Origin of the sequence: Herbaspirillum lusitanum (genome assembly GCF_026127345.1) — a bacterium.
Classification (GTDB): Bacteria; Pseudomonadota; Gammaproteobacteria; order Burkholderiales; family Burkholderiaceae_D; genus Herbaspirillum; species Herbaspirillum lusitanum.
The window spans coordinates 298665-324773 of sequence record NZ_QXFG01000005.1; the positions used below are offsets into that span (position 1 = coordinate 298665).

The window sequence follows — 26109 nt, forward strand, 5'->3', positions numbered from 1 at the left end:
TATAATAAGGGATTAAATCCAAAAAATCGCCTGCCATGGTGTTTGAACGCTTCTTTACATGATCCGCTTTTTCAAGTTTCCATTTGGTCGTTGTGCCGACTTGCGGATGTCGCGTTTCTTTACGTCCCTGGCCTCTCTCGCCGTCGCGGCGTCGGCAACGACCATTTTGCCGGTCTCCGCGCAGGCGCAGACCATCCAGAATACCCCGGCCACGCCCAGCGCCAAGGCCGATGACAAGGATGCCCCGGTCAACGTCAGCGCCGAGCAGATGACCGGCCGGCCTGATCGACAGATCAACCTTGACCGCGACGTCGAAGTGGTCCGCGGCGAAACCACCATCAAGGCCGACAAGGCCGAATACCGTATCATCAAGGACGAGGTCGAAGCGACCGGGCACGTCTGGATGAAGCGTCTGCAGGATCGCTACACCGGCGACAAGGCGCTGATGAACATGGATTCGGGCAAGGGTTACGTGACCAACCCGACTTACCTGTTCGGCAAGAACGGCGGACGCGGCAAGGCTGAAAAGATCGACTTCCTTTCCGACGACCAGGCCAAGGTCACCGAAGGCACCTACAGCACCTGCGAAGCGCTCGATCCGGACTGGTACATCCAGGCGTCGACCATGGATCTCGACAGCGGCCGCGACGTCGGCACCATGCATAGCGGCGTCGTCTATTTCAAGGGTGTGCCGATCCTCGGTGCACCGCTGATGTCTTTTCCGCTGTCGGGTGAGCGCAAGTCGGGCGTGCTGCCGCCGACTTTCGGCGTCACCAGCACGGGTGGCGCGGAGCTGACGGTACCTTATTATTTCAATATCGCGCCAAATCGGGACCTGACGCTGTATCCGCGTTATATTGCGCGGCGCGGTTTGCAAATGGGTATTGAAGGTCGTTATCTGGGCGAGGACTATTCCGGAACGACCAGAGTTGAAGGCATTCAGGATCGTGTGACCGGTACCGGGCGCTACTCCCTTTCATCCCAGCATTCGCAAACGCTGGCGCCGAATCTGGTGTTCGGCTGGAATGTGAACAAGGCGTCGGACAACGACTATCCGAGCGATTTTTCGCATTCGGTGACGGCCAGTACGCAGCGTTTGCTGATTCGTGATGCCAGTCTGAGTTATTCGAGCACTTATTGGAGCGCCGTCGGACGCGTGACCAAATATCAGTTGCTGCAGGATGTCAACAATCCTATCCAGAAACCGTATGACCGTGTACCGCAGTTGACCTTGACCGCCGCACGTCAGGATGTCGGCGGTTTTGACTTCAATTTTGCTTCTGAATTTGCGCGTTTTTCGAACACTTTCACCGCCGGTACTTCGGCGGGTTCCGAAATGGTTGGCGGCGACCGCATGTATGCCAATCAGTCGATCGCCTATCCGATCATCCGTCCCGGTTATTTCATTACGCCGAAAGCGTCCCTTGATGCGACCACGTACCGCTTGAACAACGTCAGCGTCGGCGCACCGACCAATCTGACGCGCGTGGTGCCGACTTATTCCCTGGATGCCGGCATGACTTTTGAGCGCGACACACGTTTGTTCGGACGCGACATGACGCAAACGCTGGAGCCGCGTTTGTTCTACGTGCGTACGCCTTATCGCGATCAGAGCCAATATCCGAATTTCGACTCGGGTCTGGCAGATTTCAACTACGCGCAGATCTTCAGCGAAAACCGCTTCGTCGGTCACGACCGCATCAGCGACGCGAATCAGATTACCGGGGCGCTGGTGTCTCGCTTCATCGAAGAAGACGGCCTCGAACGGTTGCGTGTGGCGGTTGGTCAGCGTTTCTATTTTGCCGATCCCAAGGTTGTGCTGGATGGCACTTCGGCCACCGTCAACGGTAGCAAATCCGATCTGTTGTTGTCCTTGGGCGGTCAGATCACCAGACAGCTCTCCCTCGACAACACCGTTCAATACAGCGAAACGCTGCGGCAGATGGTGCGTTCCAATTTCGGCGCGCGCTGGCAACCGGCACCCAAGAAAGTGCTGAACCTGACCTATCGTCTCGACCGCACCAATGCCACCGGCATCCTCAAGCAGATGGATATCTCCGGTCAATGGCCGGTGTCGCAACGCTGGTATGCTGTCAGCCGCATCAACTATTCAATCCCTGACAAGACCGTGGCAGAAGGTTTGTTGGGCATGGAATACAAGGCCGATTGCTGGGTGTTCCGCCTCGTGGCGCAGCGCATTCCGACTTCGTCGAGCAAGGCGTCCACTTCGTTCTTCATCCAGCTTGAGCTGAATGGTTTCTCCAAGATTGGCTCGAATCCGCTGGATGCGCTGAGCGCCAGCATTCCCGGCTATCAGATCATCAACAAGCCAGACGATCTCACACGTTATTAAACCGATAATCATATGAACGCTTCCATTTCCTCGCGCCGTCATCCTCTCGCTCGCATCACCTCCGGCATCGTCTTGATGTGCATGTCGTTCGGCATGATCGGCAGCGCCCAGGCGCAATTCGCCGCGACCGCCACGCCTGCCGTTCCCGGATTGCAGCTGCCGCCGACGGCGACACCCGCTCCTGCGCCTGCAGCTGCGACATCGCGTGCGCCGCGTCCGGTCGACTCCATTCTTGTGGTTGTCAACAATGACGTGATCACGCGCCAGGAGCTGTCCGAACGCCTGGCGTCGGTGCAGAAACGTCTCACCGCCCAAGGCGTCGCCTTGCCGCCACGCAACCAGTTGCAAAGCCAACTGTTGGAACGCATGATCGTCGAGCGCGCGCAGACGCAAATGGCAAAAGAAAACGGCATTGTTGTGGATGACGTCATGCTGGATCGCGCGATCCTGCGCATTGCCGAACAGAACAAGATGTCGCTTGCTGATTTCCGCGTCCAGCTCGAGCGCGAAGGCATGGCCTATCCGGCCTTCCGCGAAGACATCCGCCGTGAAATCATCATGCAGCGCCTGCGCGAACGCGAAGTCGACAACAAGGTGCTGGTGTCGGAATCCGAAGTGGACAACTACCTGGCCGCCGAGAACAATACCTCCGTCAAACACGAAGACCTGAACCTGGCGCAAATCCTCGTGCGGGTGCCGGAAAACGCCTCGCCGGAGCAAGTTGCGGCACGCCGCCAGCGCGCGGAAGAAGTGTTGCGCCAATTGAAGACCGGCGCCGATTTCGCCAAGACCGCGGCAACCTATTCCGACAGCAGCGATGCACTCAGCGGCGGCGACCTGGGCTGGCGCGCGCAGGACCGTCTGCCGCAGTTGTTCCTCGACGCGGTGGCGAGCCTGAAGCCGGGCGAAGTCTCCTCCATCGTCAAGAGCGGCAACGGCTTCCATATCCTCAAGCTGATTGATCGCCGTAATGCCAGCGCCACCGGCAAGGCTGGTGCGCCGGCCGTAGAACAAACGCATGCACGCCATATCCTGATCAAGGTCAATCAAGTGGTGTCTGCCGCTGAAGCGCGTCGCAAACTGCTCGAACTGAAAGAACGCCTGGATCACAAGGCGGCGACCTTCGAAGAATTGGCCAAGCTGTATTCCAACGACCTGTCGGCGTCCAAGGGCGGCGACCTGGGCTGGATCTATCCGGGCGACACCGTGCCGGAATTCGAGCGCGCCATGAACGAATTGAAGCCGGGCGAAGTCAGCCAGCCGATCGAATCGCCGTTCGGCTTCCACCTGATCCAGGTGGTCGAACGCAAGACCGACGACGGTTCTCAGGAGCGCGCACGTCTGGCCGCACGCCAGGCGATTCGCGAGCGCAAGATCGACGAAGCGACCGAAGACTGGTTGCGTCAGCTGCGTGACCGCGCCTACGTCGAGTTCCGCACCGACGACAACTGATCCCTCCGATGTCCGCAGCCCTGTCCGCAGTCCCTGAAGTTCAACGCCGGCGCCCCACGCTGGCGATCACCTGCGGAGAGCCGGCCGGCATCGGCCCGGAAATTTCCATCAAGGCCGCCTGGCAGCTGCGTGCAGAAGTGCGCAGCGTGCTGTTCGGCGATGCTGCCTTCCTGGCGCAGACTGCGCAGGCGCTGGACCCGGCCATCGCCTTGTCGGCCTTGTCGCTGCAGGCCTTTCGCAACAGCGGATTGCCCAATTTTCCGCAAGACCGCCTGATCGTCATCGATTGCCCCACCAGTGAGCCGGTAGTTCCCGGCGTGCTCGATGCGCGCAATGGCCGCGCCGTGCTGCAGACGCTCGACGTTGCGGTCGAGTGGGCGCTGCAAGGACAATTCGACGCCATCGTCACTGCGCCGCTGCAGAAGAGCACGATCAATGACGCCGGCGTGCCATTCACCGGTCATACCGAATACCTCGCCGAACGCACCGCCACGCCGCAGGTAGTGATGATGCTGGCCGGAGGCGATGCGCCGCATTTACGGGTGGCGCTGGCGACCACGCATCTGGCGCTCAAGGACGTGTCGGCGGCGATCACTTTTGATGGCCTGAGCCGTACCCTCGATATCATCCATGCCGACCTGCGCGACAAATTCGGCATCGCGCAACCGCGCATCCTGGTTACCGGACTCAATCCGCACGCCGGCGAGAACGGTTACCTGGGGCGCGAAGAAATCGACGTCATCAGTCCAGCTCTGGCCGCGGCCAAGGCGCGCGGCATCGATGTCGCCGGTCCTTATCCGGCGGACACGCTGTTCCAGCACAAATATCTCGAACACGCCGATTGCGTGCTCGCCATGTATCACGACCAGGGCCTGCCGGTATTGAAATTCGCCAGCTTCGGCCAAGGCATCAATATCACGCTGGGCCTGCCCATCATCCGCACCTCCGTCGACCACGGCACCGCGCTCGACCTCGCCGCCCAAGGGCTGGGCCACGCCGACCACGGCAGCATGATCGAAGCCATCAGGACGGCGGCGCTCATGGCCCGCGCCAAGAATTCCGTATGAAACATATCGCCCGCAAACGTTTCGGCCAGAACTTCCTGACCGATCAGTCCGTCCTGCACGACATCATCAGCGCCATCGCACCCCAGAAGGACGACGTCATGGTCGAGATCGGTCCGGGTCTGGCTGCGATGACTCGCCTGTTGCTCGAATCGCTTGACGAGATGCACGTGGTCGAGCTCGACCGCGACCTGGTGGCGCGCCTGCAGAAGCAGTTCGATCCCAAGCGCCTGCATGTGCATTCGGCCGACGCGCTCAAATTCGATTTCACTTCGATTCCGGTGCCTGCCGGCCGCAAGCTGCGCGTGGTCGGCAACCTGCCGTACAACATCTCCAGTCCGCTCATGTTCCATCTGGCCGCGCTGGCGCCGCTGGTGCAGGACCAGCATTTCATGCTGCAGAAGGAAGTAGTCGAGCGCATGGTCGCCGACCCGGGCAGCAAGGCCTTCGGGCGCCTCTCGGTGATGCTGCAGTGGCGCTACCGCATGCAGCTGATGTTTGTGGTGCCGCCGACCGCCTTCGATCCGCCTCCGCGCGTGGAATCGGCGATCGTGCGCATGATCCCGATTGCGCATCCGCTTGACTGCGACCAATCCCTGCTCGAAGAAGTCGTCACCAAGGCGTTTTCCCAACGTCGCAAGGTCATCCGCAATTGCGTCGCCGGCTTGCTCGTCGAAGCCGACCTGATCGCCGCCGGCATCGATCCGCAGGCGCGTCCCGAAGCGGTACCGATGGAACAGTTCGTCGCGCTGGCCAACGTGCTGCGGCAACATCGCGCCGCCTGAACCGGGCGATCGCTGTGCGGTCGTAAATTATTTACGCGCCGATTTCAGCAGCAATTCCATGAAGTCCGCCGCCAATTGCTGATCCTGCGGCGCCAGCAGGATGAAGCGTCCCAGCGCGTTTTCGAGACGCGCCGCAGCCGCCTTGTCGGCATCACTGACCGTTTTTCCTGACTGCATGTTCTGTTCGGCGATGAAATAAAGCGACGACACCGGGACGTCGAGCGCTTTGGCGACGTTTTCCAGCATGTCGGGCGTGAGGCGCTGCTTGTCGCGTTCGACGCGCGACAGATTGGCGGCATCGGTGCCTGCGACCAATGCGATTTCTTCCAGGCTCGCTTTTCTTTCCTTGCGAATCTTGCGTAGGACTTGGCCAATATTCATTTATCAATTCTCCTGCCAATATTGCGTGAGGCGCAAAGTCGTGCGGACAAATTTTTTGATAAAATATTGCGTATTGCGCAAATAAACGCGCCAAACCAAGGCTCGCAAGCAAAAAGGAAACTTGCTTTGCGGCGTTGAATAGTTGGTGCTGTCGGAACAGCACCACGAAAGGCGGCAAAAAACATGCGGGAAAACAGATAACAGATTCCGTCGTGGAGCGGCTCGCTTATGACTGCAGGACGTGCGAATGCACTGTTTTCATCATAGTTCGTCGGGCGCAAGATGAAACCTGTATTTGCGCATGTTGCCATTTGACAGGGGGAAGTGGCGCGGCAGTCGTCATCAGGAATTTCCTGATGGCGAAGGGCGGCATTGCGGATTAATCTTGCCGGGATTTTCATACTTCAATATTGCGCCATTGCATCGGCGGTACCTACGCAACACAAAAGGCGATTGAAGCGCAATCCCCCCGGCGCATAGTCGGCACATCCTGATCGGAACAGCCGGGAACGTCTAACCAGTCGTCAGTCAATACGTTTAATTGCACTTTTACATGACAAGGGGAAATGTATGCGCATAGCGAATTTCAGGATCGGGGCACGTCTGGGCATAGGATTCGGTTTCCTGGTGCTGTTGCTGGTCTCCATGGCCGTGCTCGGCGTCACGCGCCTGTCCGGACTCAAGGAGCAGATGGACGAAGTCATCAATGACAAATATCCGAAGACGGTGCTGGCCAACGACATCATCAAGAACGTCAACGTGATTGCACGATCCTCGCGCAACGTGCTGCTCATGACAGATGCCGACGAGATCGGCAAGGAAATGCAGACCATCAAAAAAGCCGGCGACAGCACCAAGGCTACGCTTGAAAAACTCGACAGTCTGATCACCGGCGACAAGGGTCGCGCACTCATGAAGTCGATCATGGACGCGCGCACGCAATACAACGTCGGTCGCGACGAAGTGCTGCGCCTGGTGGTGGCTGGTGCGAAGAACGAGGCCACGATGCTGCTGCTGCAGACGGTGCGGCCGCTGCAACTGACCTACATGTCTGCCGTCGAAACCCTGATCGCGCATCAGAACGAGCTGATGCAAGTCGCCAGCAAGGAAGTCGAAGAAGAGTATATCGAGGCCCGCAATCTGGTGATTGCGCTGAGCGTCATCGCGCTGGTGTTCGCCGGCCTGATCGCCTGGCTGGTCACGCGCAGCATCACGTCGCCGTTGAGCCGTGCAGTCAAGGTTGCAGAGACCGTTGCGGCGGGTGACCTGACCTCGCAGTTCGATGCTTCCGCCAAGGATGAAACAGGCCAGTTGCTACGCGCCTTGCGGGCCATGAACGACAACCTGCTCGACATCGTCAGCCGGGTTCGCCATGGCACCGACACCATCGCCACTGCATCGACCCAGATCGCTGCCGGCAATCTGGACCTGTCCAGCCGTACCGAGCAGCAAGCCAGCTCGCTCGAGGAAACCGCCTCGTCGATGGAGGAACTGACGTCCACCGTCAAGCAAAATGCCGAAAATGCGCGTGAAGCCAACAAGCTGGCCGTCTCGGCGTCTGCCGTCGCGGTCGAAGGCGGCAACGTGGTCGGCAAGGTGGTGCATACGATGGAGTCGATCAATGCGTCCTCGCGCAAGATCGTCGATATCATCAGCGTGATCGACGGCATTGCCTTCCAGACCAACATCCTGGCGCTGAATGCCGCGGTCGAAGCGGCACGCGCCGGTGAGCAGGGCCGCGGCTTCGCGGTGGTGGCCAGCGAAGTGCGCACATTGGCGCAGCGCAGCGCCGCCGCTGCGAAAGAAATCAAGTCGTTGATCGATGATTCGGTGGAAAAAGTGGATTCCGGCAGCAAGCTCGTCGAGCAGGCCGGCCAGACCATGAACGAAGTCGTCAGCAGCGTGCGCCGCGTGACCGACATCGTCGGCGAGATCACCGAAGCCAGCCGCGAACAAAGCGAGGGCATTGAGCAGGTCAACCAGGCAGTGACGCAGATGGACCAGGTCACGCAGCAAAACGCCGCGCTGGTCGAAGAAGCCGCCGCTGCAGCGCAATCGCTGCAGGATCAGGCCACCAGCCTGTCGCAGATCGTCGGCGTCTTCAAGATCGACAGCAATCGCCTGCCGGATAAGGCCGGCGCTTCGTCGTCTGTCCAGCAACGTCCGCATGACGTGACGCCGAAGACGCCATCGCTGGCGCGCAAGCAGGAAGCGCCGCGTCTGCCTGCTGCGGCACGTACCCCCGTCACCGGCAAGGACGACGACTGGGAACAGTTCTGATCGTTGCCTGACGTGATTGCCATCACTGCGCGCCTGCCGTCATCCGACCGCAGGCGCGCGTTATTTGCGGCCTGGAACGCGACGGCAATAATGCGCGCCGGCAAGCCGACGCGAACAGCGCTACAATCCTGCACTCCGATAAGTTCTTAGGCAAAGGCTCATTATGCGCATCCTGCACACCATGCTCCGGGTTGGCGACCTGCAACGCTCCATCGATTTCTACACCAAGGTGCTCGGCATGAAATTGCTGCGCACCAGCGAAAACACCGAATACAAATACACCCTGGCCTTCCTCGGCTACGGCAGCAATCCGGATCACGCCGAACTCGAGCTGACCTACAACCATGGCGTCGACAAATATGAAATGGGCACTGCCTACGGCCATATCGCCATCTCGGTCGACGACGCCTACAAGGCTTGCGACGCGGCGCGCTCCTCGGGCGGCAACGTGACGCGTGAAGCCGGTCCGGTCAAGGGCGGCAGCACGGTGATCGCCTTCGTGACGGATCCCGACGGCTACAAGATCGAGTTCATCGAACGCAAAGACTGAGTCAACGCGGCGTATGAAATGAATCGGCCTGCTGCATGGAGACATGCAGCAGGCCGATGTTTTTGTCGAACAGATTTGCCGGTCAGAAAATCGGCAGGGTCTCGGGTGCGCTGTCGCGCAGGGCACGCTTGGCGGTTTCGAATTCAGGGAAGATCGATTGGACCGTGGCCCAGAAACGCGGGCTGTGGTTCATTTCGCGCAGATGCGACAGCTCGTGCGCGATCACGTAATCGATCAGCGGCAGCGAAAAATGCATCAGGCGCCAGTTCAGGCGGATGCGTCCGTCGGCGGTGCAGGAGCCCCATTGGGTAGTGGCCGACGACAGCGCGAACGACTGATAGGTCACGCCCAGTTTCTCAGCGTAAACCGGCAGGCGCGCTGCAAAGGTTTCCTTGGCGCGGGCTTGCAGCCAGCCTTGCACGCGGTCTTTCAGTTGCTGCTCGCCGGCATCGGCAGGCAGGCCTACGGTCAACTCCAGGGTGTCTTCATCGTAGGCGATTCCGGCCGCCTGATTGGCGCGGATACGCAGGGTGATGTCCTGGCCCAGATAGGGCAGGGTGGCGCCGTCGCGCCATTGCATCTGCGGTTGCAGGCGGCGCGCCGAGCGTTCGCGGCGTTCATTGAGTTTGGTGAAGATCCAGCGCTGCTTTTCGCGGATGGCGTTTTCGATCTCGCCCAGGGTCACCCATTTCGGCGCGGTCACGCGCAAGCCTTCGTCGCTGATCAGGAAGCCGATCGAGCGGCGCTTCGAGCGCAGCAGCGCATAGTCGAGATGATGTTCGCCCAGTTGAATGCGCCGCATGCCGTCGGCGGGACGGCCGATCGGCGGCGACATCGGCGGCAATGGAGTCTGCTGTTTGAGTTCGGGCGCCGGTGCGTAGTCCTGCTGCAAAAGCGGTGGCGGTGGGCTATCCTGCGTCGTCTCCAGAGGCGTCGGCGTGAAGAAATCCAGTTGCAGCGTGAGCTGGTTAGGATCCGGCTGAGAGTGACGAAGCAGTTTCAATGTAGTGGGGCCGATGGTGTCAGTTTCTTTTAGTATCGACGACGGCATAAACCGCCGGGGAAATCACGCGCATTTCGGATTCTATCCAATTTTCAACGCGTTGGCTTAACTGTGCAGGATCCAGGCCTTCCGGCGAGATCGGCTTGCCGATCGATACCGTGATCATACCCGGAGTTTTGATGAATGAGCCCTTCGGCCAGCATTCGCCGGCATTGACCGCAACCGGCACGACCACGGTGTTGGTTTCGACCGCCAGGCGCGAGCCGCCGTGCTTGTACTTGCCGGTCTGGCCGACCGGGATGCGCGTGCCTTCCGGGAACATGATCACCCATTGGCCGTCGGCCAGGCGCTTGCGGCCCTGCTCCACCACTTGCGCGAAGGCGTCGCGGCCCTTGCTGCGGTCGATCGGGATCATGCGCAACAAGGCGATGCCCCAGCCGAAGAACGGGATGTAGGTCAGTTCCTTCTTGAACACGAACACCAGCGGGCGCGGCATGATGATCAGGTAGAAAATCGTTTCCCACGCCGACTGGTGCTTGGACAGGAGGATCACCGGCGCGTCGGGCAGGTTTTCCATGCCCTTGACCTGGTAGCGGATGCCGCAGATGACTCGTGCCGCCCAGATCACGATGACGTTCCAGCGCGAAGTCAGGTAATAGCGCCGGGCGTACGGGAACGGGGCGAACAGGATGCACGCCATCGACCACACCACGGTGGTCACCGTCATCACCAGCGTGAACAGCACGGAACGCAAAAACAGGTTGATACGCAAAATACAGTCTCCCTTTTCAGAGTCGGCGAGGCCGTGTCCGCAATGCGACGGCCTGCTGCCTTCTCACTATCCACTAAACCGACATTTCTACCGGTGCTTTCAATATGAAGTCGACCACCCCGGCGAGGTCCGGATAAATCAACGTGCCGGGCGGCAGGCCGCCTTTCTCGCGGGTCTTTTCGCCCTTGCCGGTGAGCACCAGAAACGGCGCGCAGCCGGCCACGAAACCGGCTTGCAGGTCGCGCAGCGAATCGCCCACGGTGACCACGCCGCCACGCAGGCTGATGCCGAAGCGCTTGGAAATTTCGTTGAACATGCCCGGCTTGGGTTTGCGGCAATCGCAGTTGTCGTCGGCGGCATGCGGGCAGAAGAACACGGCGTCGATATCGGCGCCGACCTGCTGCGCAGCGTTGTGCATCTTCTGATGGATGGCATTGAGCGTCATCATGTCGAACAAGCCGCGGCCCACGCCCGACTGATTGGTGGCGACGACGACGCGATAGCCTGCCTGGTTGAGGCGGGCGATCGCTTCCAGCGAACCCTTGATCGGTATCCATTCCGCGGGCGACTTGATAAAGGCGTCCGAGTCCTGGTTGATCACGCCATCACGATCCAGAATGATCAGCTTCATGTTCTTCTTACCCTATCCCTGAGAACCTGATGGACCTTATGCCGCCAGCTTGGAAATGTCCGCAACCTGGTTGAGCATCTGATGCAATTCAGCCAGCAAAGCCTGGCGGTTGTGGCGCAGTTGTTCGTCTTCGGCGTTGACCATCACGTCGTTGAAGAAGGCATCGACGTTTTGACGCAATTGCGCCAGGGCTTTGAGTGCGCCGCTGAAATTGCCTTGCGCATAAGCGGCATCGACTTGCGGCTTCAGCAACAGCATGGCCGAGTACAGCGCCTGCTCGGCCGCTTCGCGCAGCAAGCCGTTCTGCACGGTGCCGCTCACTCCGCCTTCGATCTTCTTGAGGATATTGGTGATGCGCTTGTTGGCGGCGGCCAGCGCTTCGGCTTCGGGCAGCGCGGCGAAGGCCTGGACCGCATCCAGGCGTTCGGTGATGTTGTCCAGCACTTCCGGCTGTTGCGCCACCACTGCCTCGATTTCGTTGGGCGAATAATTGCGCTCGCGCAGCAGGCCGCGCAGGCGATCGAACAGGAAGGCGCTGACGTCGGCGCTCGGATCCTTGAAATTGCTGTTGCCTGCGAACTGCGCCACGGCTGCCTGCAGCAACGCAGGAATCGCCAGCGGCAGGCGCTTTTCAACCAGCATGCGCAACACGCCCAGCGCGTGACGGCGCAGTGCGAACGGATCCTTGTCGCCGGTCGGTTGCAGGCCGATGCCCCAGATGCCAACCAGGGTTTCGAGCTTGTCGGCCAGCGCCACGGCGGTGCCGGTCGCGGACGCCGGCAAGGCGTCGCCGGCGAAGCGCGGCTGGTAATGTTCGGAAGCGGCCAGCGCGACTTCATCCGGCTCGCCGTCGTGACGCGCGTAGTAGGCGCCCATGATGCCTTGCAGCTCGGGGAATTCGCCCACCATGTCGGTCAGCAGATCGGTCTTGGCCAGCAGCGCGCCGCGTTCGGCCAGCGCCACATCATTACCCAGCAGTTTGGCAATCGCGCCGGCCAGCGCCTTGACGCGCTCGGTGCGTTGCAACTGGTTGCCCAGCTTGTTGTGATAGACGACGTTGGCCAGTTGCGGGACGCGATCGGCCAGCGTCTTCTTCTTGTCTTGCTCGAAGAAGAATTTCGCATCCGACAGACGCGGACGCACCACGCGTTCGTTGCCCTGGATGATGTGCTGCGGGTTGGACGTTTCCAGATTCGAAACGATCAGGAAACGCGACCGCAGCTTGCCGTTGGTATCGGTCAGCGCAAAATATTTCTGGTTGGTCTGCATGGTCAGGATCAGGCATTCCTGCGGCACCGCCAGGAATTGATCGTCGAATTTGCATTCATAGACCACCGGCCATTCGACCAGCGCCGTGACTTCGTCGAGCAGCGCTTCCGGCATCAGCACCTTGTCGTCGCCGGCTTTGCCGAGCAGGTCGAGGCGGATCTTTTCCTTGCGTTCCGTGAAGCCCGGGATGACTTTGCCTTTGCTGATCAGCGTCTCGACATAGGTCTCGGGCGAGTCGATCGCGATCGCGCCTTGCGACAGGAAGCGATGGCCTTGCGTGATCTTGTCGGCGTCGAGACCGAGGATGTTCAGCGCCACCACGCTCGAGCCATGCAGCGCGATCAGGCGGTGTGCGGGACGAACAAAATGAACGGTGTTGCCCGCGTCGCGGCCGTGCTGGCGCTGGTAGCTCATCAGCTTCGGGATCGGCAGCTTGGCAACCGATTCTTCCAGTGCAGCTTGCAGGCCGGATTGCAGCGCGCCGCCCTTGGCGGTGTAGTTGTAGAAGAAGCTCTCGGCCTTGCCGTCCTGGGCACGTTCCAGCTGGTCCGGGGTGATCACGGTGGCGCCGACTTGCGCAGCCAATGCGGCCAGTTTCTTGACCAGCGGCGCTGCCGGACGACCTTCGGCGTCCAGCGCCACGCTGACCGGCAATACCTTTTCGCGGATCGCCTTGTCGAGCGACGTGGCGCGCACGTTGGTGATCGACACTGCCAGGCGACGCGGCGTCGCGTAAGTGGTGGCGGTAGCGCCTTCTTCGAGGAAGTCGCGCGATTTCAGTCCGTTGAAAATGCCGTTGGCAAAGGCGTCGCCCAGTTTGGCGAGCACTTTCGGCGGCAGTTCTTCAGTCAGGAGTTCTACTAAAAGTGTTTGAGTCATTTTCTATCTTCTTGCCGATTTCTTGCTTATTTGGCGCTGCGGCCGGTGTCAGCCGCAGCGCGATCCGGTCAATACGTTATTCAGGCAGCCTGGCGTGCAACATCGGCGCCCGCCATCGGGAAGCCGAGGCGCTCGCGCGATTCGTAATATGCCTGCGCCACGGCGCGCGACAGATTGCGGATGCGGCCGATGTAGGCGGCGCGCTCGGTCACCGAGATGGCGCCGCGTGCATCCAGCAGGTTGAAGGTATGCGCCGCCTTCAGGATCATTTCGTAGGCCGGCAACGCCAGCGGTACTTCCAGCAGGCGCTTGGCTTCGGCTTCGTAGTTGCCGAACAGCGAGAACAGGAAGTCGGTATTCGAATATTCGAAGTTGAAGGTCGACTGCTCGACTTCGTTCTGGTGGAACACGTCGCCGTAGGTCAGCTTTTTCTTGACGCCATTCTCGACCCATTCGGTCCAGACCAGGTCGTAGACGTTTTCAACGTTTTGCAGGTACATCGCCAGGCGCTCGATGCCGTAGGTGATTTCGCCGAGCACCGGTTTGCAGTCGAGGCCGCCGACTTGCTGGAAGTAGGTGAATTGCGTTACTTCCATGCCGTTGAGCCAGACTTCCCAGCCCAGGCCCCAGGCGCCTAGGGTCGGGTTTTCCCAGTCGTCTTCGACGAAACGCACGTCGTTTTGCTTCAGGTCGAGGCCGAGCGCTTCGAGCGAACCGAGGTACAGATCGAGGATGTTCTCAGGCGCCGGCTTCAGCACCACCTGGTATTGGTAGTAGTGCTGCATGCGGTTGGGGTTTTCGCCGTAGCGGCCGTCCTTGGGACGGCGCGACGGCTGCACGTAGGCAGCGCGCCATGGCTCCGGTCCGATCGCGCGCAGGAAGGTCGCGGTGTGCGAGGTGCCGGCGCCGACTTCCATGTCGTAGGGCTGGAGCAATGCGCAACCTTGCGCATCCCAATATTCTTGCAACTTGAGAATGATCTGTTGAAATGTAAGCATCTTTTTATGTTGCCGGTGATGGCGGGCAAGGAATTGCTAAAACCCTGAATTTTAGCGGTTTTTGAGGGGGCCATGCGGCCCAAACGCAGGAACCTGCAGGAAATAACCAGGAAAGGAGCAAAGAAAAACGCCGGAGGCGCTAGCGTTTGCGGCGCGACAGCAGCCAGGCCGCCGCCAGCGCAGCGACCGTCAGCGCCAGCATCAGCTTGTTGCCGAGCAGGATGTAGGGGGTCTGGCCCTGGAACCCCTGCACCGATGCGCTCAGCATGTTGCGCGTGTAAGGCTGCAATTCGGACACCAACTGGCCTTTGGGACCGATGACGGCGGTGGCGCCGGTATTGGTCGCGCGCAGCATCGGGCGGCCGGTTTCCAGCGCGCGCATCTGGGAGATCTGCAAATGCTGCGGCAGGGCGATCGAATTGCCGAACCAGGCGATGTTGGACAGGTTCAGCAGCATGCTGGCCTGCGGCTGGCCGGCGTAGTAGGCGCCGCCGAGCTGGGCGGCGATCTCTTCACCGAACAGATCCTCGTAGCAGATGTTGGGCATGATCCATTGCTGCTTGACCTGGAACGGCAACTGCAAGGGTTTGCCGCGCGTCATGTCGCCCAGCGGAATGTTCATCATGTCGACGAACCAGCGGAAACCGAGCGGGATGAATTCACCGAAAGGCACCAGGTGATGCTTGTCGTAGCGATACGGCGTGCGCTCGCTGGCCGGGTCGGGAGAGAAACCGATCATGCTGTTGGCGTACTGGCCCGGACCGTCCGACAAGGGAATCCCCAGCGCCAGATGGCTGCCCGAGGTCTGTACAAAGCGCGTCAGGCGCGCCAGATAATCCGGCGGCAGTTGCTGCGGCAGCAGCGGTACCGCGGTTTCGGGCGTGGCGATCAGGTCGGCCGGCGCGCTGCGGATCATATCGTCGTACATCATCAGCGACGACAGCAGCGCTTCATTGGAGAACTTCATTTCCTGCGGAATATTTCCTTGCAGCAAACGCACGCTTATCGGCTGTCCCTGTGCATGCGTCCAGTCGACTGCATGCAGCGCCACGCCGGCGCCGGCCAGCAGCAGCGTCAATGCGGCAGGCAGGACACGCGGACCGGTGCGCAGGCTCAGCATGGCGAGGCTGCCGGCGATGATCGCGGCGAACCAGGCCAGGCCGTAGACGCCGACCACGGGCGCGAAGCCGGCCAGCGGACCGACATTGTGCGCATAGCCCGACGTCAGCCATGGAAAACCGGTGAACAACCAGCCGCGCAGCCATTCCGACAAGGCCCACAGCGCCGGCAACAACAGCAGCAGCACGACAAGCGGTGATGCCGCCCAGCGTTGTCGCAGCCAGCTCGCGAGCGTCGCGGTCAATGCCGCATAGAGGCCCAGGTAAGCAGCCAGCAAGCCCACCGCCAGTGCCGCCATCCATCCCGCCATGCCCCCGTAGTCGTGCATGCTGATGTAGAGCCAATGCACACCGCAGGCGGCCCAGCCGAAGCCGTACAGCCAGCCGGTCAGCGCATTGCGACGAAAGGAGGCGGTGCGGGAAATCTGGCGGAACAACCAGGCCAGCGTGAGGATCTGCACCGGCCAGATGTTGAACGGCGCGAACGCCAGCACGTTGGCGACGCCGGCCAGCAAGGCGAACAGCGGCGTCCAGCGTGCAAGGCGTAAGGCCGTCGAACTATTTGCGGCAGCCGCAGCATCGGTAGAGTCAGCAGTGATGGGCGAAGAAGAGTTCACGCGGAAAAACTATTGTTCTTCCTCGACTGCCGGCGCGTCAGGCAGTTTTTCCACCAGCAGCACATGCGCCTGGCGGGCGTCGGCGCGCAACACTTCGAAGCGCATGCCGGCGATGTCGAACTCGTCGCCCTTGCGCGGCACGCGGCCGAGATGGTTGGCGACCAGCCCGCCGATGGTATCGGCGTCTTCATCGGAGAAGGCGGTTTCCAGCGTCTCGTTGAACTGGGCGATTTCGGTCAGTCCCTTGATGCGCCAGCGCGGGCCGTGGGCGCCGTCCTTGATGGCGAGGATATTGTCTTCTTCCTCGTCGAAATCGTATTCGTCTTCGATGTCGCCGACGATTTGTTCCAGCACGTCTTCGATCGTGATCAGGCCGGCGACGCCGCCGTATTCGTCGACCACGATGGCCATGTGGTTGCGGTTGGCGCGGAAGTCGCGCAGTAGCACGTTGAGGCGCTTGGATTCGGGAATGAATACCGCCGGGCGCAGCATGTCGCGCACGTCGAAGGATTCTTCGGCGTAATAGCGCAGCAGGTCTTTCGCCAGCAGCACGCCGACCACCTTGTCGCGCTCGCCTTCGACCGCAGGGAAGCGCGAATGCGAAGTCGACAGCACGTCGGGCATCCAGGTTTCGATCGGTTTGCTGATATCGATGGTGTCCATCTGCGAACGCGGCACCATGATGTCGCGCACGGCGAGATCGGATACCTGGAACACCCCTTCGATCATCGACAGCGCGTCGGCGTCGATCAGGTTGCGTTCATGGGCGTCTTGCAGGACCTCGAGCAACTCTGCTCGGTTTTCTGGTTCGGGGGAGATGAGGGCGGTGAGACGTTCGAACAGGGAACGATGTGGTTTAGCGTCAAGAGATTTGACGCTACTAGAGTGATCTTGCATATGGCGTGAGCCGTGGGTCCGACGTTGTTTCGATGAGCCATAGGATACAACAAATATATGACAAATCTACTAAAACCCGATTTTCACGCCCGTGACGCACAACGAATGCAAGCGGCAGGCTGGATCAAATTGCAACAGTTTCCCGACGGACAAGTCCACTGACGGACATGTCCACGGCGAGGGATGCCGCAGACATGTCGAAAGAAACGAAGATTACTTCTTCATTTCATCTTTTTTCATTTCATCCTTGGCCATGCCGTCCTTGGCCATCCCGTCTTTACCCATGGCATCCTTGCCCATGGAATCTTTCTTCATCTTGTCCTTCTTCATTCCGTCTTTACCCATGCTGTCTTTCTTCATGCCGTCCTTGGACATCGAATCCTTGGACATGTCGTCCTTGGCCATTGTGTCGGCAGCGTAGGCGCCCGATACGGCAGCCATCATCAGACAGGCGAACAGGGTCGAGAGTGCTTTTTTCATGTGAATCTCCTAAGTGTTGAAAATTGGCAAAAGCGCCATGATTACGGCAGGTGCCCGGCACATTGCTAAGCGCCGCCGAACCAGTTGTACCCCTGGTCTTCCCAGTAACCGCCGGGGTAAGTGTTGGTTACTTCGATCGAAACGATATGCTTCGGATTCTTGTAGCCCAGCTTGGTGGGCATGCGCAGCTTCATCGGGAAACCGTATTTCGGCGGCAATATTTCACCGTCATACGTCAGCGTCAGTTGCGTCTGCGGATGCAACGCCGTGGCCATGTCGATGCTGGTGTAATAGTCGTCGGCGCAACGGAAGGCGATGTACTTCGCGCTCAGGTCGGCGCCGATGTGTTTGAGGAAGCCGGCAAACGGCACGCCGCCCCAGCGGCCGATCGCGCTCCAGCCTTCGACGCAGATGTGGCGCGTGATCTGTTCCACCTGCGGCAGGCGGCGCAGCTCGGCCAGCGACCAGGTGCGGCGGATGGCGACCAGGCCTTTGAGTTCGAGGCGATAGGCGTCGCCGTCGACTTCGGTGATTTCGTCCTCGCCATAGAATGCATTGAACGGAAACGGCCGCGTGATCATCGACGCCGGATACGTCGGCGCCAGTTTGTTCGGATCGAACAGCCAGGCCTGCACCCCATCGTTCATGCGTGAAATCCTGGTCAGCATGCGGTTCACCGACTCCTGCTCGGTGAGGTTGCAGCCGCTCAGCAGCGACAGGCCGCCCAGCGTCAGCGCGCGCTTGCCGAACAAGCGCCGAGAGGGCATCGACAATTCCAGTTCGCGGCGCGCATCCTTGAGAATCAATTCGCCGTCGAGCGTGGACGGCAGGCGATTTGGTTTCTTGATCATGGCAATTTCTCCGTTCAGCGTCCGCGCAGCATGGCCAGCAAGGTGCGCGGCACCAGCGCCACCATCGCCACATGGACGGCAATGAACAACACCAGGAAACTCATCGCGAAGAAATGCACGATGCGTGCGTTGTCATAGCCACCCATCAGGTCGCGCAGCAAAGGCAGCTGTACCGATTTCCAGATCGCCAGTCCCGACACCACGATCAGCACCAGGTCGGCGATCACCGAGAGATACGCCAGCTTTTGCACGGCGTTGTAATGATCCAGCGACGCATGCTGCAGCTTGCCTTTGAGCGCCTGGACAAAATCCTGGAAAACTTCCAACGGACGCAGCGGAAAGAACTTGCGCCGTGCACGCCCACTCAGCAGATTAAGCGCCAGATAAATCACGCCGTTGATCGCCAGCAGCCACATCGCCGCGAAATGCCATTGCAATGCACCGCCCAGCCAGCCGCCCAAGGTCCATGCCTTGGGAAACGCAAATGGAAAGATCGGCGAGGCGTTATAGATGCGCCAGCCGCTCAGGATCATGAGCACGACGGCCAGCGCATTGGTCCAATGCGTGACGCGCAGCCACAGCGGATGGATAATCGCGGACGTGGTTGGAAGGATTGGAGCGTGGATCTTCAAGTTCGTCTCCTCAAGGCATGGCAAATAGTTGTTTCATGCAGCTTGGTCGGACGAGCTTGCGGTTTCTTACAAGAAGTTTGAAGAAAATGAAAATTACCGGCGCAATCGTGCTCGCAGCGGTATGAAGACCGCTGCTAAAAATAATTGTCAGTGAACTGTAAGAAACGACGCCCGGCCGCGACCAACATGCAGGGAGCCGGAGAACGGCGCTGAAAGCGCGACTGCGGGCCTGGCTGATTTACAATGCCAACCGAAGCGCCACAGGAGCAATCATATGAACTGCAAGGAAGCACATCGCGTCTTGTGCGAGGCGCAAGACAGCAAATTGTCCTTTGCCCGGCGGCTGACGCTGCGCTGGCATCTGGCCATTTGCGACCATTGCACGCGCTTCGGCCGGCAATTGGATTTCATGCGCAAGGCGGTGCGGCGTTATCGCGACGGCGGGGATGGGAAGTAAGGTAAGAGGGTAATACAGGAAGTAATAGAAAAAAAAAGGCCGTCGCAGCGCAACGCTGCGGCCGGCAATGTACGGTGCTGCAGAGTTCATACCGGCGTTATCGGCGGTCCGCGTAAGGATCGGTGAAACCCAGGCCCGCCAGAATCTCAGTTTCCAGCGTTTCCATTTCGGTCGCTTCTTCTTCGTCTTCGTGATCGTAGCCTTGTGCGTGCAACACGCCGTGCACGATCAGATGCGCCGCGTGATCCAGCAGCGGCTTCTTCTGTTCCAGCGCTTCCTTTTCCAGCACGTCGGTGCACAGGATGATGTCGGCCTGCGTCACTTCGGCGTCTTCATCTTCCGTGTACGCAAACGTCAGCACGTTGGTGGCGTAATCTTTTTCACGGTAGTCGCGGTTCAGCGTGCGGCCTTCTTCGGCGTCGACGAAGCGGATCGTCAGTTCCGCCGGCGCAAACAGCGCTGCCTGGATCCAGCGGCGGATCTGTGGGCGCGGCACGCTTTCCTTCAGGCGTGGATCGGCATACTGGACGGACAGGGTCAGTTTATTTTTTTGCATGGCGTGGCTTGGCTGACTGGGTCAGTCCCTGGCTGAGGCGTTTGACGGCGGTGCTGGAAGTAACCTGGGCGCTGTGGGCGCTGTGGGCATTATGGGAGTTGCCGGCGCCCGACACCGCTTCATAGGCGTCGACGATGCGCGCGACCATCGGATGGCGCACCACGTCGCTGCTGGTGAAGCGCGAGAAGGCGATGCCGCGCACGTCATGCAGCACATTGAGCGCATCGACCAGGCCGCTCTTCTGGCCATGGTGCAAATCAATCTGGGTGACGTCGCCGGTGACTACTGCCTTGCTGCCGAAACCGATGCGCGTGAGGAACATCTTCATCTGTTCCGGCGTGGTGTTCTGCGCTTCGTCGAGGATAATGAAGGCGTGGTTCAGCGTGCGGCCGCGCATGTAGGCCAACGGCGCGATTTCAATCGCCTGTTTCTCGAACAGCTTTTGCGTACGGTCGAAGCCGAGCAGGTCGTACAGCGCGTCATACAGCGGCCGCAAATACGGATCGACCTTCTGCGCCAGGTCGCCCGGCAGGAAGCCCAGGCGTTCGCCGGCTTCCACCGCCGGACGCGTCAGCACGATGCGCTGCACGGCATCGCGTTCCAGCGCGTCGACGGCGCAGGCCACCGCCAGGTAAGTCTTGCCGGTGCCGGCCGGGCCGACGCCAAAGGTGATGTCGTGCTCGAGGATGGCATGCAGGTACTGGCTCTGATGCGGCGTGCGTCCGCGCAGATCGTGCTTGCGCGTCTTCAGCACCGGGCTTTCGATTTCGGTCTTGTCTTTCTTGTCGACCGCGATATCCGCATCGTCGAGCTCGGCGTCGATGGTCGCGGTGGCGCGTTGTTCGACCAGCGCCAGTTGAACATCTTCCACCGACACAGGCTTGTCCGCCCGCGTGTAGAAACGATCGAGGACCGCGACCGCGCGCTCGGCGTTGGTGCCGCTGACGATGAACTTCTCGCCGCGACGGAAAATCGTCACGTCGAGGGCGGACGAGATCTGCCTCAGGTTTTCATCGAGCGGACCGCACAGATGCGCCAGGCGCTTGTTGTCGAGCGGTTGCGGGATGAAGTAGTGAGGCTGGTTGGGTGATTTTTTCAATCTGGCTCGGTGTCGTCAGTTGGAAGTTAAACAGCGGATGGCGATGGCGTCATTGCTTGACGATGATCTCGCCGCGCAGCGAAAACGCGAAAGTCTGCACGATGGTGACGTCGATCATTTCGCCGATCAGGCGGGCGCCGTTCGGGCCACCGTCGAAATTCACCACGCGGTTGTTTTCCGTGCGGCCTTGCAATTCGTTCGGATCCTTCTTCGAAGGACCTTCGACCAGGATGCGCTGGACCGTGCCGAGCATGGCCTGGCTGATCTTGCTTGCATTGTCCTGCACCACCGCCTGCAAGTGTTGCAGGCGCTTCAGCTTGACGTCGGCCGGCGTGTCGTCGGCCAGGTTGGCGGCCGGCGTGCCGGGCCGCGGGCTGAAGACAAAGCTGAAGCTGCTGTCGAAACCGATATCCGTAATCAGCTTCATCAGCGCGTTGAAATCTTCGTCCGTCTCGCCCGGGAAGCCGACGATGAAATCGCTCGAAATCGTGATATTGGGACGCACTTCGCGCAGGCGGCGCAGTACCGATTTGTATTCCAGCGACGTGTAGCCGCGCTTCATCGCCGCCAGGATGCGGTCGGAACCGTGCTGCGCCGGCAGGTACAGGTGATCGACCAGCTTGGGCACCTTGGCATAGGTGTCGATCAGACGCTGGGTGAATTCCTTGGGATGGCTGGTGACGAAACGGATGCGCTGGATACCGGGCATCTCGGCGATGTATTCGATCAGCAGCGCAAAGTCGGCGATCTCGCCGTCTTCCATGACGCCGCGGAAGGCATTGACGTTCTGGCCCAGCAACGTGATTTCCTTGACGCCTTGTGCGGCCAGTCCGGCCACTTCGGTCAGCACGTCCTCGAAGCGGCGCGACACTTCTTCGCCGCGGGTGTACGGCACCACGCAGTAGCTGCAATACTTGCTGCAACCTTCCATGATCGACACATAAGCCGTCGCGCCTTCGACGCGGGCCGGCGGCATGTGATCGAACTTCTCGATTTCAGGGAAGCTGATGTCAACCTGCGGACGGCCGGTAAAGCGGCGCTCGCTGATCATCTGCGGCAAGCGATGCAGGGTTTGCGGGCCGAACACCATGTCGACGAAGGGCGCGCGCTTGACGATGGCTTCGCCTTCCTGCGAGGCCACGCAACCGCCCACGCCGATCAGCAGGTCGGGATTTTTCTTCTTCAGCTCACGCAGGCGACCGAGATCCGAGAACACTTTTTCCTGCGCTTTTTCACGCACCGAACAGGTGTTGAGCAGGATCACGTCGGCGTCTTCCGGACGATCGGTCTTGATCAGTCCGTCGGAAAGGTTCAGCACGTCGGCCATCTTGTCCGAGTCGTACTCGTTCATCTGGCAGCCGAAGGTTTTGATGAATACTTTTTTCTGCATAAATGTCATTCAGGCATGAGGGCGCGGCGGGAGGCTTGGTTCTGCGCACATGTGAGGCGCGTCGGCCAAGCGCCGGCAAGAGGAAGCCGATCGTGAAAACTTCAGTCGCAAAGGCCGGAAAGGCGGTTTGTGCAGCGCGATCCGGAGCGCCTGCAGTCGGTGCTTCCAAGGTCCGCGATTATAGCACCGGATGCCGCGCGAAGCCGCTGGCGGGCGCTGATCCCGGCATACCGGCAACGGTGGTGAAAATACCGAAAAATGCCTTTCCGGCAACGCTTTGGCCACGCTCAGACGGGCGATTCGCCGGCGAAGCAGCCTTCCAGCCAGTCCAGCACGGCCCGCAGACGCGGCAGCGCCCGCAGATCGCGGTGATACACCGCCCATGCTTCGCGCTGCAACTGCGGCTGCGACGTCGCGCCTCCATCCGGCGCCGCCAGTTCCAGCTCCGGCGCCAGCAGGAAGTGCGGCAGCAACGCCATGCCGACGCCGGCGCGCGCGGCCATGCATTGCGTCACCAGGCTGGTGCTGCGAAAGCGCACCGGATTGCCGCCGGCATGGTCGGCCAGCCATTGCGTTTCGGGGATATCCGGCACGCCGTCGTCAAAGCCGATGAAAGGCGCCGAACCCGGCGCGGCGCGCCATTCGGCCACGCGTTCACGGCTGCCGCACAGGAAATAGCTGATCTTGCCCAGCTTGCGCGCGATCAGGTCGCCGTCTTGCGGCCGCGCGAAGCGGATCGCCAAATCGGCGTCGCGGCGCGCCAGACTGACGGTCTGGTGGCTCATACTGAATTCGATGTCGAGTTGCGGCCAGCGCTCCAGCAGCGCGGGCAGGCGCGGCGCCAGGAACATGGTGGCCATGGCCTCGGTGCTGGCGATGCGCAGCTTGCCTTCCATGCGGATGTCTTCACCGGCCAGGCGGCGCGCCAGCTGTGCGGTCTGCGCCTGCATTTCGCGCGCCGCGGACAGCACGGTTTCACCCAGCCTGGTCAGCTCGGTATCGTCGCCGCGTCGCGTGAACAGCGGGCCGTGCAAGGCATGCTCCAGCGTCTGCAGGCGCCGGCTGACGGTGGCGTGGGTCACGCCCAGCACGCGCGCCGCACCGGAAAAGCTGCCCGATTCGATGAAGGCGGCAAAGGTGCGCAGACCTTCCCAGTCGGCGGCAAGGAGTGCAGGCGAGTTGGGTTGATCTGTTAATTTATTCACGGATGGCTCTCTATTTTTGCGAATTGATGAACATATTTTAACCATCTAGGATGATCTCATCGTTCATCACCATCAAGGAGAAAACCATGTCCATACCGAAAACCCTGCTGCAAATCGCCGGCGCCGCGCCGCGCTCGCCGAAGTGGCAAGACGCCGCGCTGGTGCTGATCGACCACCAGACCGAATACACCGCCGGCGGCGTGCCACTGGCCGGCATCGACGCCGCCGTCGGCGAGATCGCCGCCTTGCTCAGGCAGGCGCGCGCCGCCGGCGCACCGGTATTCCATGTGGTCCACCACGCCAAGCCGGGCGCGGCGCTGTTCGATCCGCAGCGCGAATTCGTCGGCATCATCGATGGGCTGCAACCGCAGGACGGCGAAGTCACGGTGGTCAAGGCGCTACCGAATTCCTTCGCCGGCACCACGCTGGACGCCGAGCTGAAGAAAGCCGGTAAGAAGGAGTTGATCATCGCCGGCTTCGCCACGCACATGTGCATCAGCGCCACCACGCGCTCGGCGCTGGATCACGGCTATGCGTCGACGGTGGTGGCGGCAGCGTGCGCCACGCGTGATCTGCCGGATGTGCTGGGCAAGGGCGTGGTGCCGGCGGCGGAGGTGCAGCGCGCGGCGCTGGCGGCCTTGGCCGATCGGTTTGCGACGGTCGTGCCGGATGCTGCTGCATTGAATTGACGGGGACGCTTACGGGACGGTCGGATTGCTAGGGTTGATCCGCAGATTCTTGAGGATGTCGCGCCACGTCACGATGCCGACCGGCCTGAAGTTCAGGTCGACCACCGGCAGGCAGGAAATGCCGTGGGTGTTGAAGGCATGGATCGCGTCATCGACCGTGGCGCTTTCCTGTAGCACGATCGGACGCCGCGTCATGATCTGGTGCACGCGCTTGTTCAGGCTGGCGATGTCCTGGTAGGTTTCCCGGGCCGAGCCGATGTTCGGACTCAGCGCCTTGAGCAGGTCGCGGTCGGACACCACGCCCAGCAGCTTGTGCTCTTCCACCACCAGCAGGTGATGGAATTTCAGGTTGTCGAAAATCTCCTTGACCGTTTCCAGCTTGTCGTCCAGGCCGACGGTGATGAGCTTCGCGGTCATGATCTTCTTGATGCTGACTCCAGCCATTGCTCCTCCGTTGATATGTCGGATTGTCCTCCAAGCCAGGCGGGGGAGGCAATTGACGCAGGTCAAGTTCTCCGCAAAAACAAAAAAGGCCCGTGCGAACACGGGCCTTCAGATGTCTTTGGTGGTGATAGGTGGACTTGAACCACCGACCCCAGCATTATGAGTGCTGTGCTCTAACCAACTGAGCTATATCACCAAAAGCAAGCCCGTGATTATGCTGTCCGATCGAGCTTGTGTCAAGAGATTTAAGCCAGGGCTTGCTGTTTCATCAAGCCGCGCTTGCCGCTCCCTTCCAATCAATGTCCCAGCGCCTTGCGCACATGCGCCATCACGGCTTGCGTGGCGTCGGCCGCGTTGCAGTCGATGACGATGCGCTCCGGCGTCGAGCGCAGCCAGGTGATCTGGCGCTTGGCCAGTTGTCGCGTGGCAATGATGCCGCGTTCGCGCATTTCGGCGTGATCGTACTGGCCGTCGAGATATTCCCAGGCCTGGCGGTAGCCGACGCAGCGCATCGAGGGCAGGCCCAGGTGCAGGTCGCCGCGGGCGCGCAGCCTGCGGACTTCGGCTAGCAGGCCGTCGTTTTCCAGCATGAGGTCGAAGCGGCGCGCAATGCGCTCGTGCAGCACGGCGCGGTCGGACGGCTCCAGCGCCAGCGGCAGCAGCGTGAAGGGCAGCGCTGCCGCGGTCTTTTGCGTCAGCAAGGCCGACATCGGCTTGCCGGTCAGTTCGATGATTTCGAGCGCGCGCTGGATGCGTTGGCTGTCGTTGGGTTTGAGACGGGCGGCGGTTTCCGGATCGAGCGTGGCAAGGCGCGCGTGCTGGGCCGGCACGCCGTCGCGCGCGGCTTCTTCGTCGAGGCGTGCGCGCACGACGGGATCGGCTTCAGGCAGATCGTCGAGGCCGTCGCGCAAGACCTTGAAGTACAGCATGGTGCCGCCTACCAGCAACGGCAGCTTGCCGCGCGCGCGGATATCCTGCGCCAGGCGCAGCGCGTCGTTGCGGAACTGCATGGCCGAGTAGGCTTCGGTCGGGTCGAGGATGTCGATCAGGTGGTGCGGCACGCTCGCGAGTTCTTCGGCGTTGGGCTTGGCGGTGCCGATGTCCATCTGGCGATACACCAGCGCCGAATCGACCGAGATGATTTCGCAGGGGATGTGTCTGGCGATTTCCAGCGCCGCCGCGGTCTTGCCGGAAGCGGTCGGTCCCATGATGGCGACCGCAAGGGGTGCCAAGGGTACTACTGGTGGAGCAACCATC

General features: G+C 60.8%; 26 protein-coding genes and 1 tRNA gene. 8 read left to right on the top strand and 19 right to left on the bottom strand.

The annotated features are described in order from the left end of the window. Positions 1–58: 58 nt before the first annotated feature. The 4 genes from DXT88_RS05610 to rsmA are packed head-to-tail and all read left to right on the top strand — an operon-like array spanning position 59 to position 5654. Complete coding sequence (locus tag DXT88_RS05610; protein WP_265211927.1) at positions 59–2353, top strand: LPS-assembly protein LptD; 2295 nt, start codon at positions 59–61, stop codon at positions 2351–2353. A 12-nt stretch (positions 2354–2365) separates the two neighbouring features. Continuing rightward, complete coding sequence (locus tag DXT88_RS05615; RefSeq protein WP_265211928.1) at positions 2366–3805, top strand: peptidylprolyl isomerase; 1440 nt, start codon at positions 2366–2368, stop codon at positions 3803–3805. Between the two features lie 8 nt (positions 3806–3813). Beyond that, on the top strand, positions 3814–4872 hold the full coding sequence (gene pdxA / locus DXT88_RS05620; protein ID WP_265211929.1) for a 4-hydroxythreonine-4-phosphate dehydrogenase PdxA: 1059 nt from the start codon (positions 3814–3816) through the stop codon (positions 4870–4872). Then, positions 4869–5654 carry a 16S rRNA (adenine(1518)-N(6)/adenine(1519)-N(6))-dimethyltransferase RsmA gene (gene rsmA / locus DXT88_RS05625; protein ID WP_265211930.1) on the top strand — a complete coding sequence of 262 codons (786 nt, stop codon included), beginning with the start codon at positions 4869–4871 and terminating at the stop codon, positions 5652–5654. Before pdxA ends, rsmA begins: the two co-directional genes overlap by 4 nt. A gap of 27 nt (positions 5655–5681) precedes the next feature. On the opposite strand, the gene DXT88_RS05630 is transcribed toward rsmA, so the two are convergent. Next, positions 5682–6035 (bottom strand): helix-turn-helix domain-containing protein, encoded by a 354-nt coding sequence (locus DXT88_RS05630; protein WP_265211931.1) that lies wholly within the window; start codon positions 6033–6035, stop codon positions 5682–5684. After that, positions 6032–6436, bottom strand: coding sequence for a hypothetical protein (locus tag DXT88_RS05635; protein ID WP_265211932.1), 405 nt, complete (start codon positions 6434–6436; stop codon positions 6032–6034). The genes DXT88_RS05630 and DXT88_RS05635 overlap by 4 nt, the downstream gene beginning before the upstream one ends. Positions 6437–6605: 169 nt before the next feature. Here DXT88_RS05635 and DXT88_RS05640 point away from each other — a divergent pair, with 169 nt between their 5' ends. Together DXT88_RS05640 and gloA are read left to right on the top strand one after the other, a co-directional pair. Next, positions 6606–8315, top strand: coding sequence for a methyl-accepting chemotaxis protein (locus DXT88_RS05640; RefSeq protein WP_265211933.1), 1710 nt, complete (start codon positions 6606–6608; stop codon positions 8313–8315). Positions 8316–8478: 163 nt separating this feature from the next. Then, positions 8479–8865 (top strand): lactoylglutathione lyase, encoded by a 387-nt coding sequence (gene gloA, locus DXT88_RS05645; protein ID WP_016832138.1) that lies wholly within the window; start codon positions 8479–8481, stop codon positions 8863–8865. 82 nt (positions 8866–8947) lie between these two features. Here gloA and DXT88_RS05650 read toward each other — a convergent pair whose 3' ends face one another. From DXT88_RS05650 to DXT88_RS05695, 10 genes are all read right to left on the bottom strand, one after another. After that, positions 8948–9868, bottom strand: coding sequence for a M48 family metallopeptidase (locus tag DXT88_RS05650; RefSeq protein WP_029362959.1), 921 nt, complete (start codon positions 9866–9868; stop codon positions 8948–8950). 19 nt (positions 9869–9887) lie between these two features. Next, positions 9888–10640 (bottom strand): lysophospholipid acyltransferase family protein, encoded by a 753-nt coding sequence (locus DXT88_RS05655; RefSeq protein ID WP_265211934.1) that lies wholly within the window; start codon positions 10638–10640, stop codon positions 9888–9890. Positions 10641–10713: 73 nt separating this feature from the next. Further along, complete coding sequence (gene gmhB / locus DXT88_RS05660; protein ID WP_016832135.1) at positions 10714–11271, bottom strand: D-glycero-beta-D-manno-heptose 1,7-bisphosphate 7-phosphatase; 558 nt, start codon at positions 11269–11271, stop codon at positions 10714–10716. Between the two features lie 36 nt (positions 11272–11307). Then, positions 11308–13419: a glycine--tRNA ligase subunit beta gene (gene glyS / locus DXT88_RS05665; protein ID WP_265211935.1), complete on the bottom strand. Its 2112-nt coding sequence runs from the start codon at positions 13417–13419 to the stop codon at positions 11308–11310. An 80-nt stretch (positions 13420–13499) separates the two neighbouring features. After that, a complete protein-coding gene (glyQ, locus tag DXT88_RS05670) occupies positions 13500–14417 on the bottom strand; it encodes a glycine--tRNA ligase subunit alpha (RefSeq protein WP_016832133.1) in 918 nt (305 codons plus the stop codon). 139 nt (positions 14418–14556) lie between these two features. Next, positions 14557–16152: an apolipoprotein N-acyltransferase gene (gene lnt, locus DXT88_RS05675; RefSeq protein WP_407649268.1), complete on the bottom strand. Its 1596-nt coding sequence runs from the start codon at positions 16150–16152 to the stop codon at positions 14557–14559. Between the two features lie 9 nt (positions 16153–16161). Then, positions 16162–17049, bottom strand: coding sequence for an HlyC/CorC family transporter (locus DXT88_RS05680; RefSeq protein ID WP_265211936.1), 888 nt, complete (start codon positions 17047–17049; stop codon positions 16162–16164). A gap of 213 nt (positions 17050–17262) precedes the next feature. After that, positions 17263–17529, bottom strand: coding sequence for a pentapeptide MXKDX repeat protein (locus tag DXT88_RS05685; RefSeq protein ID WP_265211937.1), 267 nt, complete (start codon positions 17527–17529; stop codon positions 17263–17265). A gap of 65 nt (positions 17530–17594) precedes the next feature. Further along, positions 17595–18380, bottom strand: coding sequence for a molybdopterin-dependent oxidoreductase (locus tag DXT88_RS05690; RefSeq protein WP_265211938.1), 786 nt, complete (start codon positions 18378–18380; stop codon positions 17595–17597). A gap of 14 nt (positions 18381–18394) precedes the next feature. After that, a complete protein-coding gene (locus DXT88_RS05695) occupies positions 18395–19012 on the bottom strand; it encodes a cytochrome b/b6 domain-containing protein (protein ID WP_016832128.1) in 618 nt (205 codons plus the stop codon). A 274-nt stretch (positions 19013–19286) separates the two neighbouring features. Here DXT88_RS05695 and DXT88_RS23450 point away from each other — a divergent pair, with 274 nt between their 5' ends. Beyond that, the gene (locus tag DXT88_RS23450; protein WP_016832127.1) at positions 19287–19469 is read left to right on the top strand and encodes an anti-sigma factor family protein; all 183 of its coding nucleotides are present in this window, start codon (positions 19287–19289) and stop codon (positions 19467–19469) included. Positions 19470–19566: 97 nt separating this feature from the next. On the opposite strand, the gene ybeY is transcribed toward DXT88_RS23450, so the two are convergent. The 4 genes from ybeY to DXT88_RS05720 all read right to left on the bottom strand — a co-directional run bounded on the left by ybeY (position 19567) and on the right by DXT88_RS05720 (position 23719). Then, positions 19567–20025, bottom strand: coding sequence for an rRNA maturation RNase YbeY (gene ybeY, locus DXT88_RS05705; RefSeq protein ID WP_265211940.1), 459 nt, complete (start codon positions 20023–20025; stop codon positions 19567–19569). After that, complete coding sequence (locus DXT88_RS05710; RefSeq protein WP_265211941.1) at positions 20012–21124, bottom strand: PhoH family protein; 1113 nt, start codon at positions 21122–21124, stop codon at positions 20012–20014. The genes ybeY and DXT88_RS05710 overlap by 14 nt, the downstream gene beginning before the upstream one ends. A gap of 49 nt (positions 21125–21173) precedes the next feature. Continuing rightward, a complete protein-coding gene (gene miaB, locus DXT88_RS05715) occupies positions 21174–22514 on the bottom strand; it encodes a tRNA (N6-isopentenyl adenosine(37)-C2)-methylthiotransferase MiaB (RefSeq protein ID WP_016832124.1) in 1341 nt (446 codons plus the stop codon). Positions 22515–22801: 287 nt separating this feature from the next. Then, positions 22802–23719 (bottom strand): LysR family transcriptional regulator, encoded by a 918-nt coding sequence (locus DXT88_RS05720; RefSeq protein ID WP_265211942.1) that lies wholly within the window; start codon positions 23717–23719, stop codon positions 22802–22804. 86 nt (positions 23720–23805) lie between these two features. Here DXT88_RS05720 and DXT88_RS05725 point away from each other — a divergent pair, with 86 nt between their 5' ends. Further along, positions 23806–24408, top strand: coding sequence for a cysteine hydrolase family protein (locus DXT88_RS05725; protein WP_265211943.1), 603 nt, complete (start codon positions 23806–23808; stop codon positions 24406–24408). 9 nt (positions 24409–24417) lie between these two features. Here the strand turns inward: DXT88_RS05725 and DXT88_RS05730 are convergent, their stop codons facing one another. The 3 genes from DXT88_RS05730 to miaA form a co-directional block, all read right to left on the bottom strand. Next, complete coding sequence (locus tag DXT88_RS05730; protein ID WP_265211944.1) at positions 24418–24852, bottom strand: CBS domain-containing protein; 435 nt, start codon at positions 24850–24852, stop codon at positions 24418–24420. A 119-nt stretch (positions 24853–24971) separates the two neighbouring features. After that, positions 24972–25048, bottom strand: a tRNA-Met gene (locus DXT88_RS05735). 100 nt (positions 25049–25148) lie between these two features. Continuing rightward, on the bottom strand, positions 25149–26108 hold the full coding sequence (gene miaA, locus DXT88_RS05740) for a tRNA (adenosine(37)-N6)-dimethylallyltransferase MiaA (protein ID WP_265211945.1): 960 nt from the start codon (positions 26106–26108) through the stop codon (positions 25149–25151). Between the last annotated feature and the right edge of the window lies 1 nt (position 26109).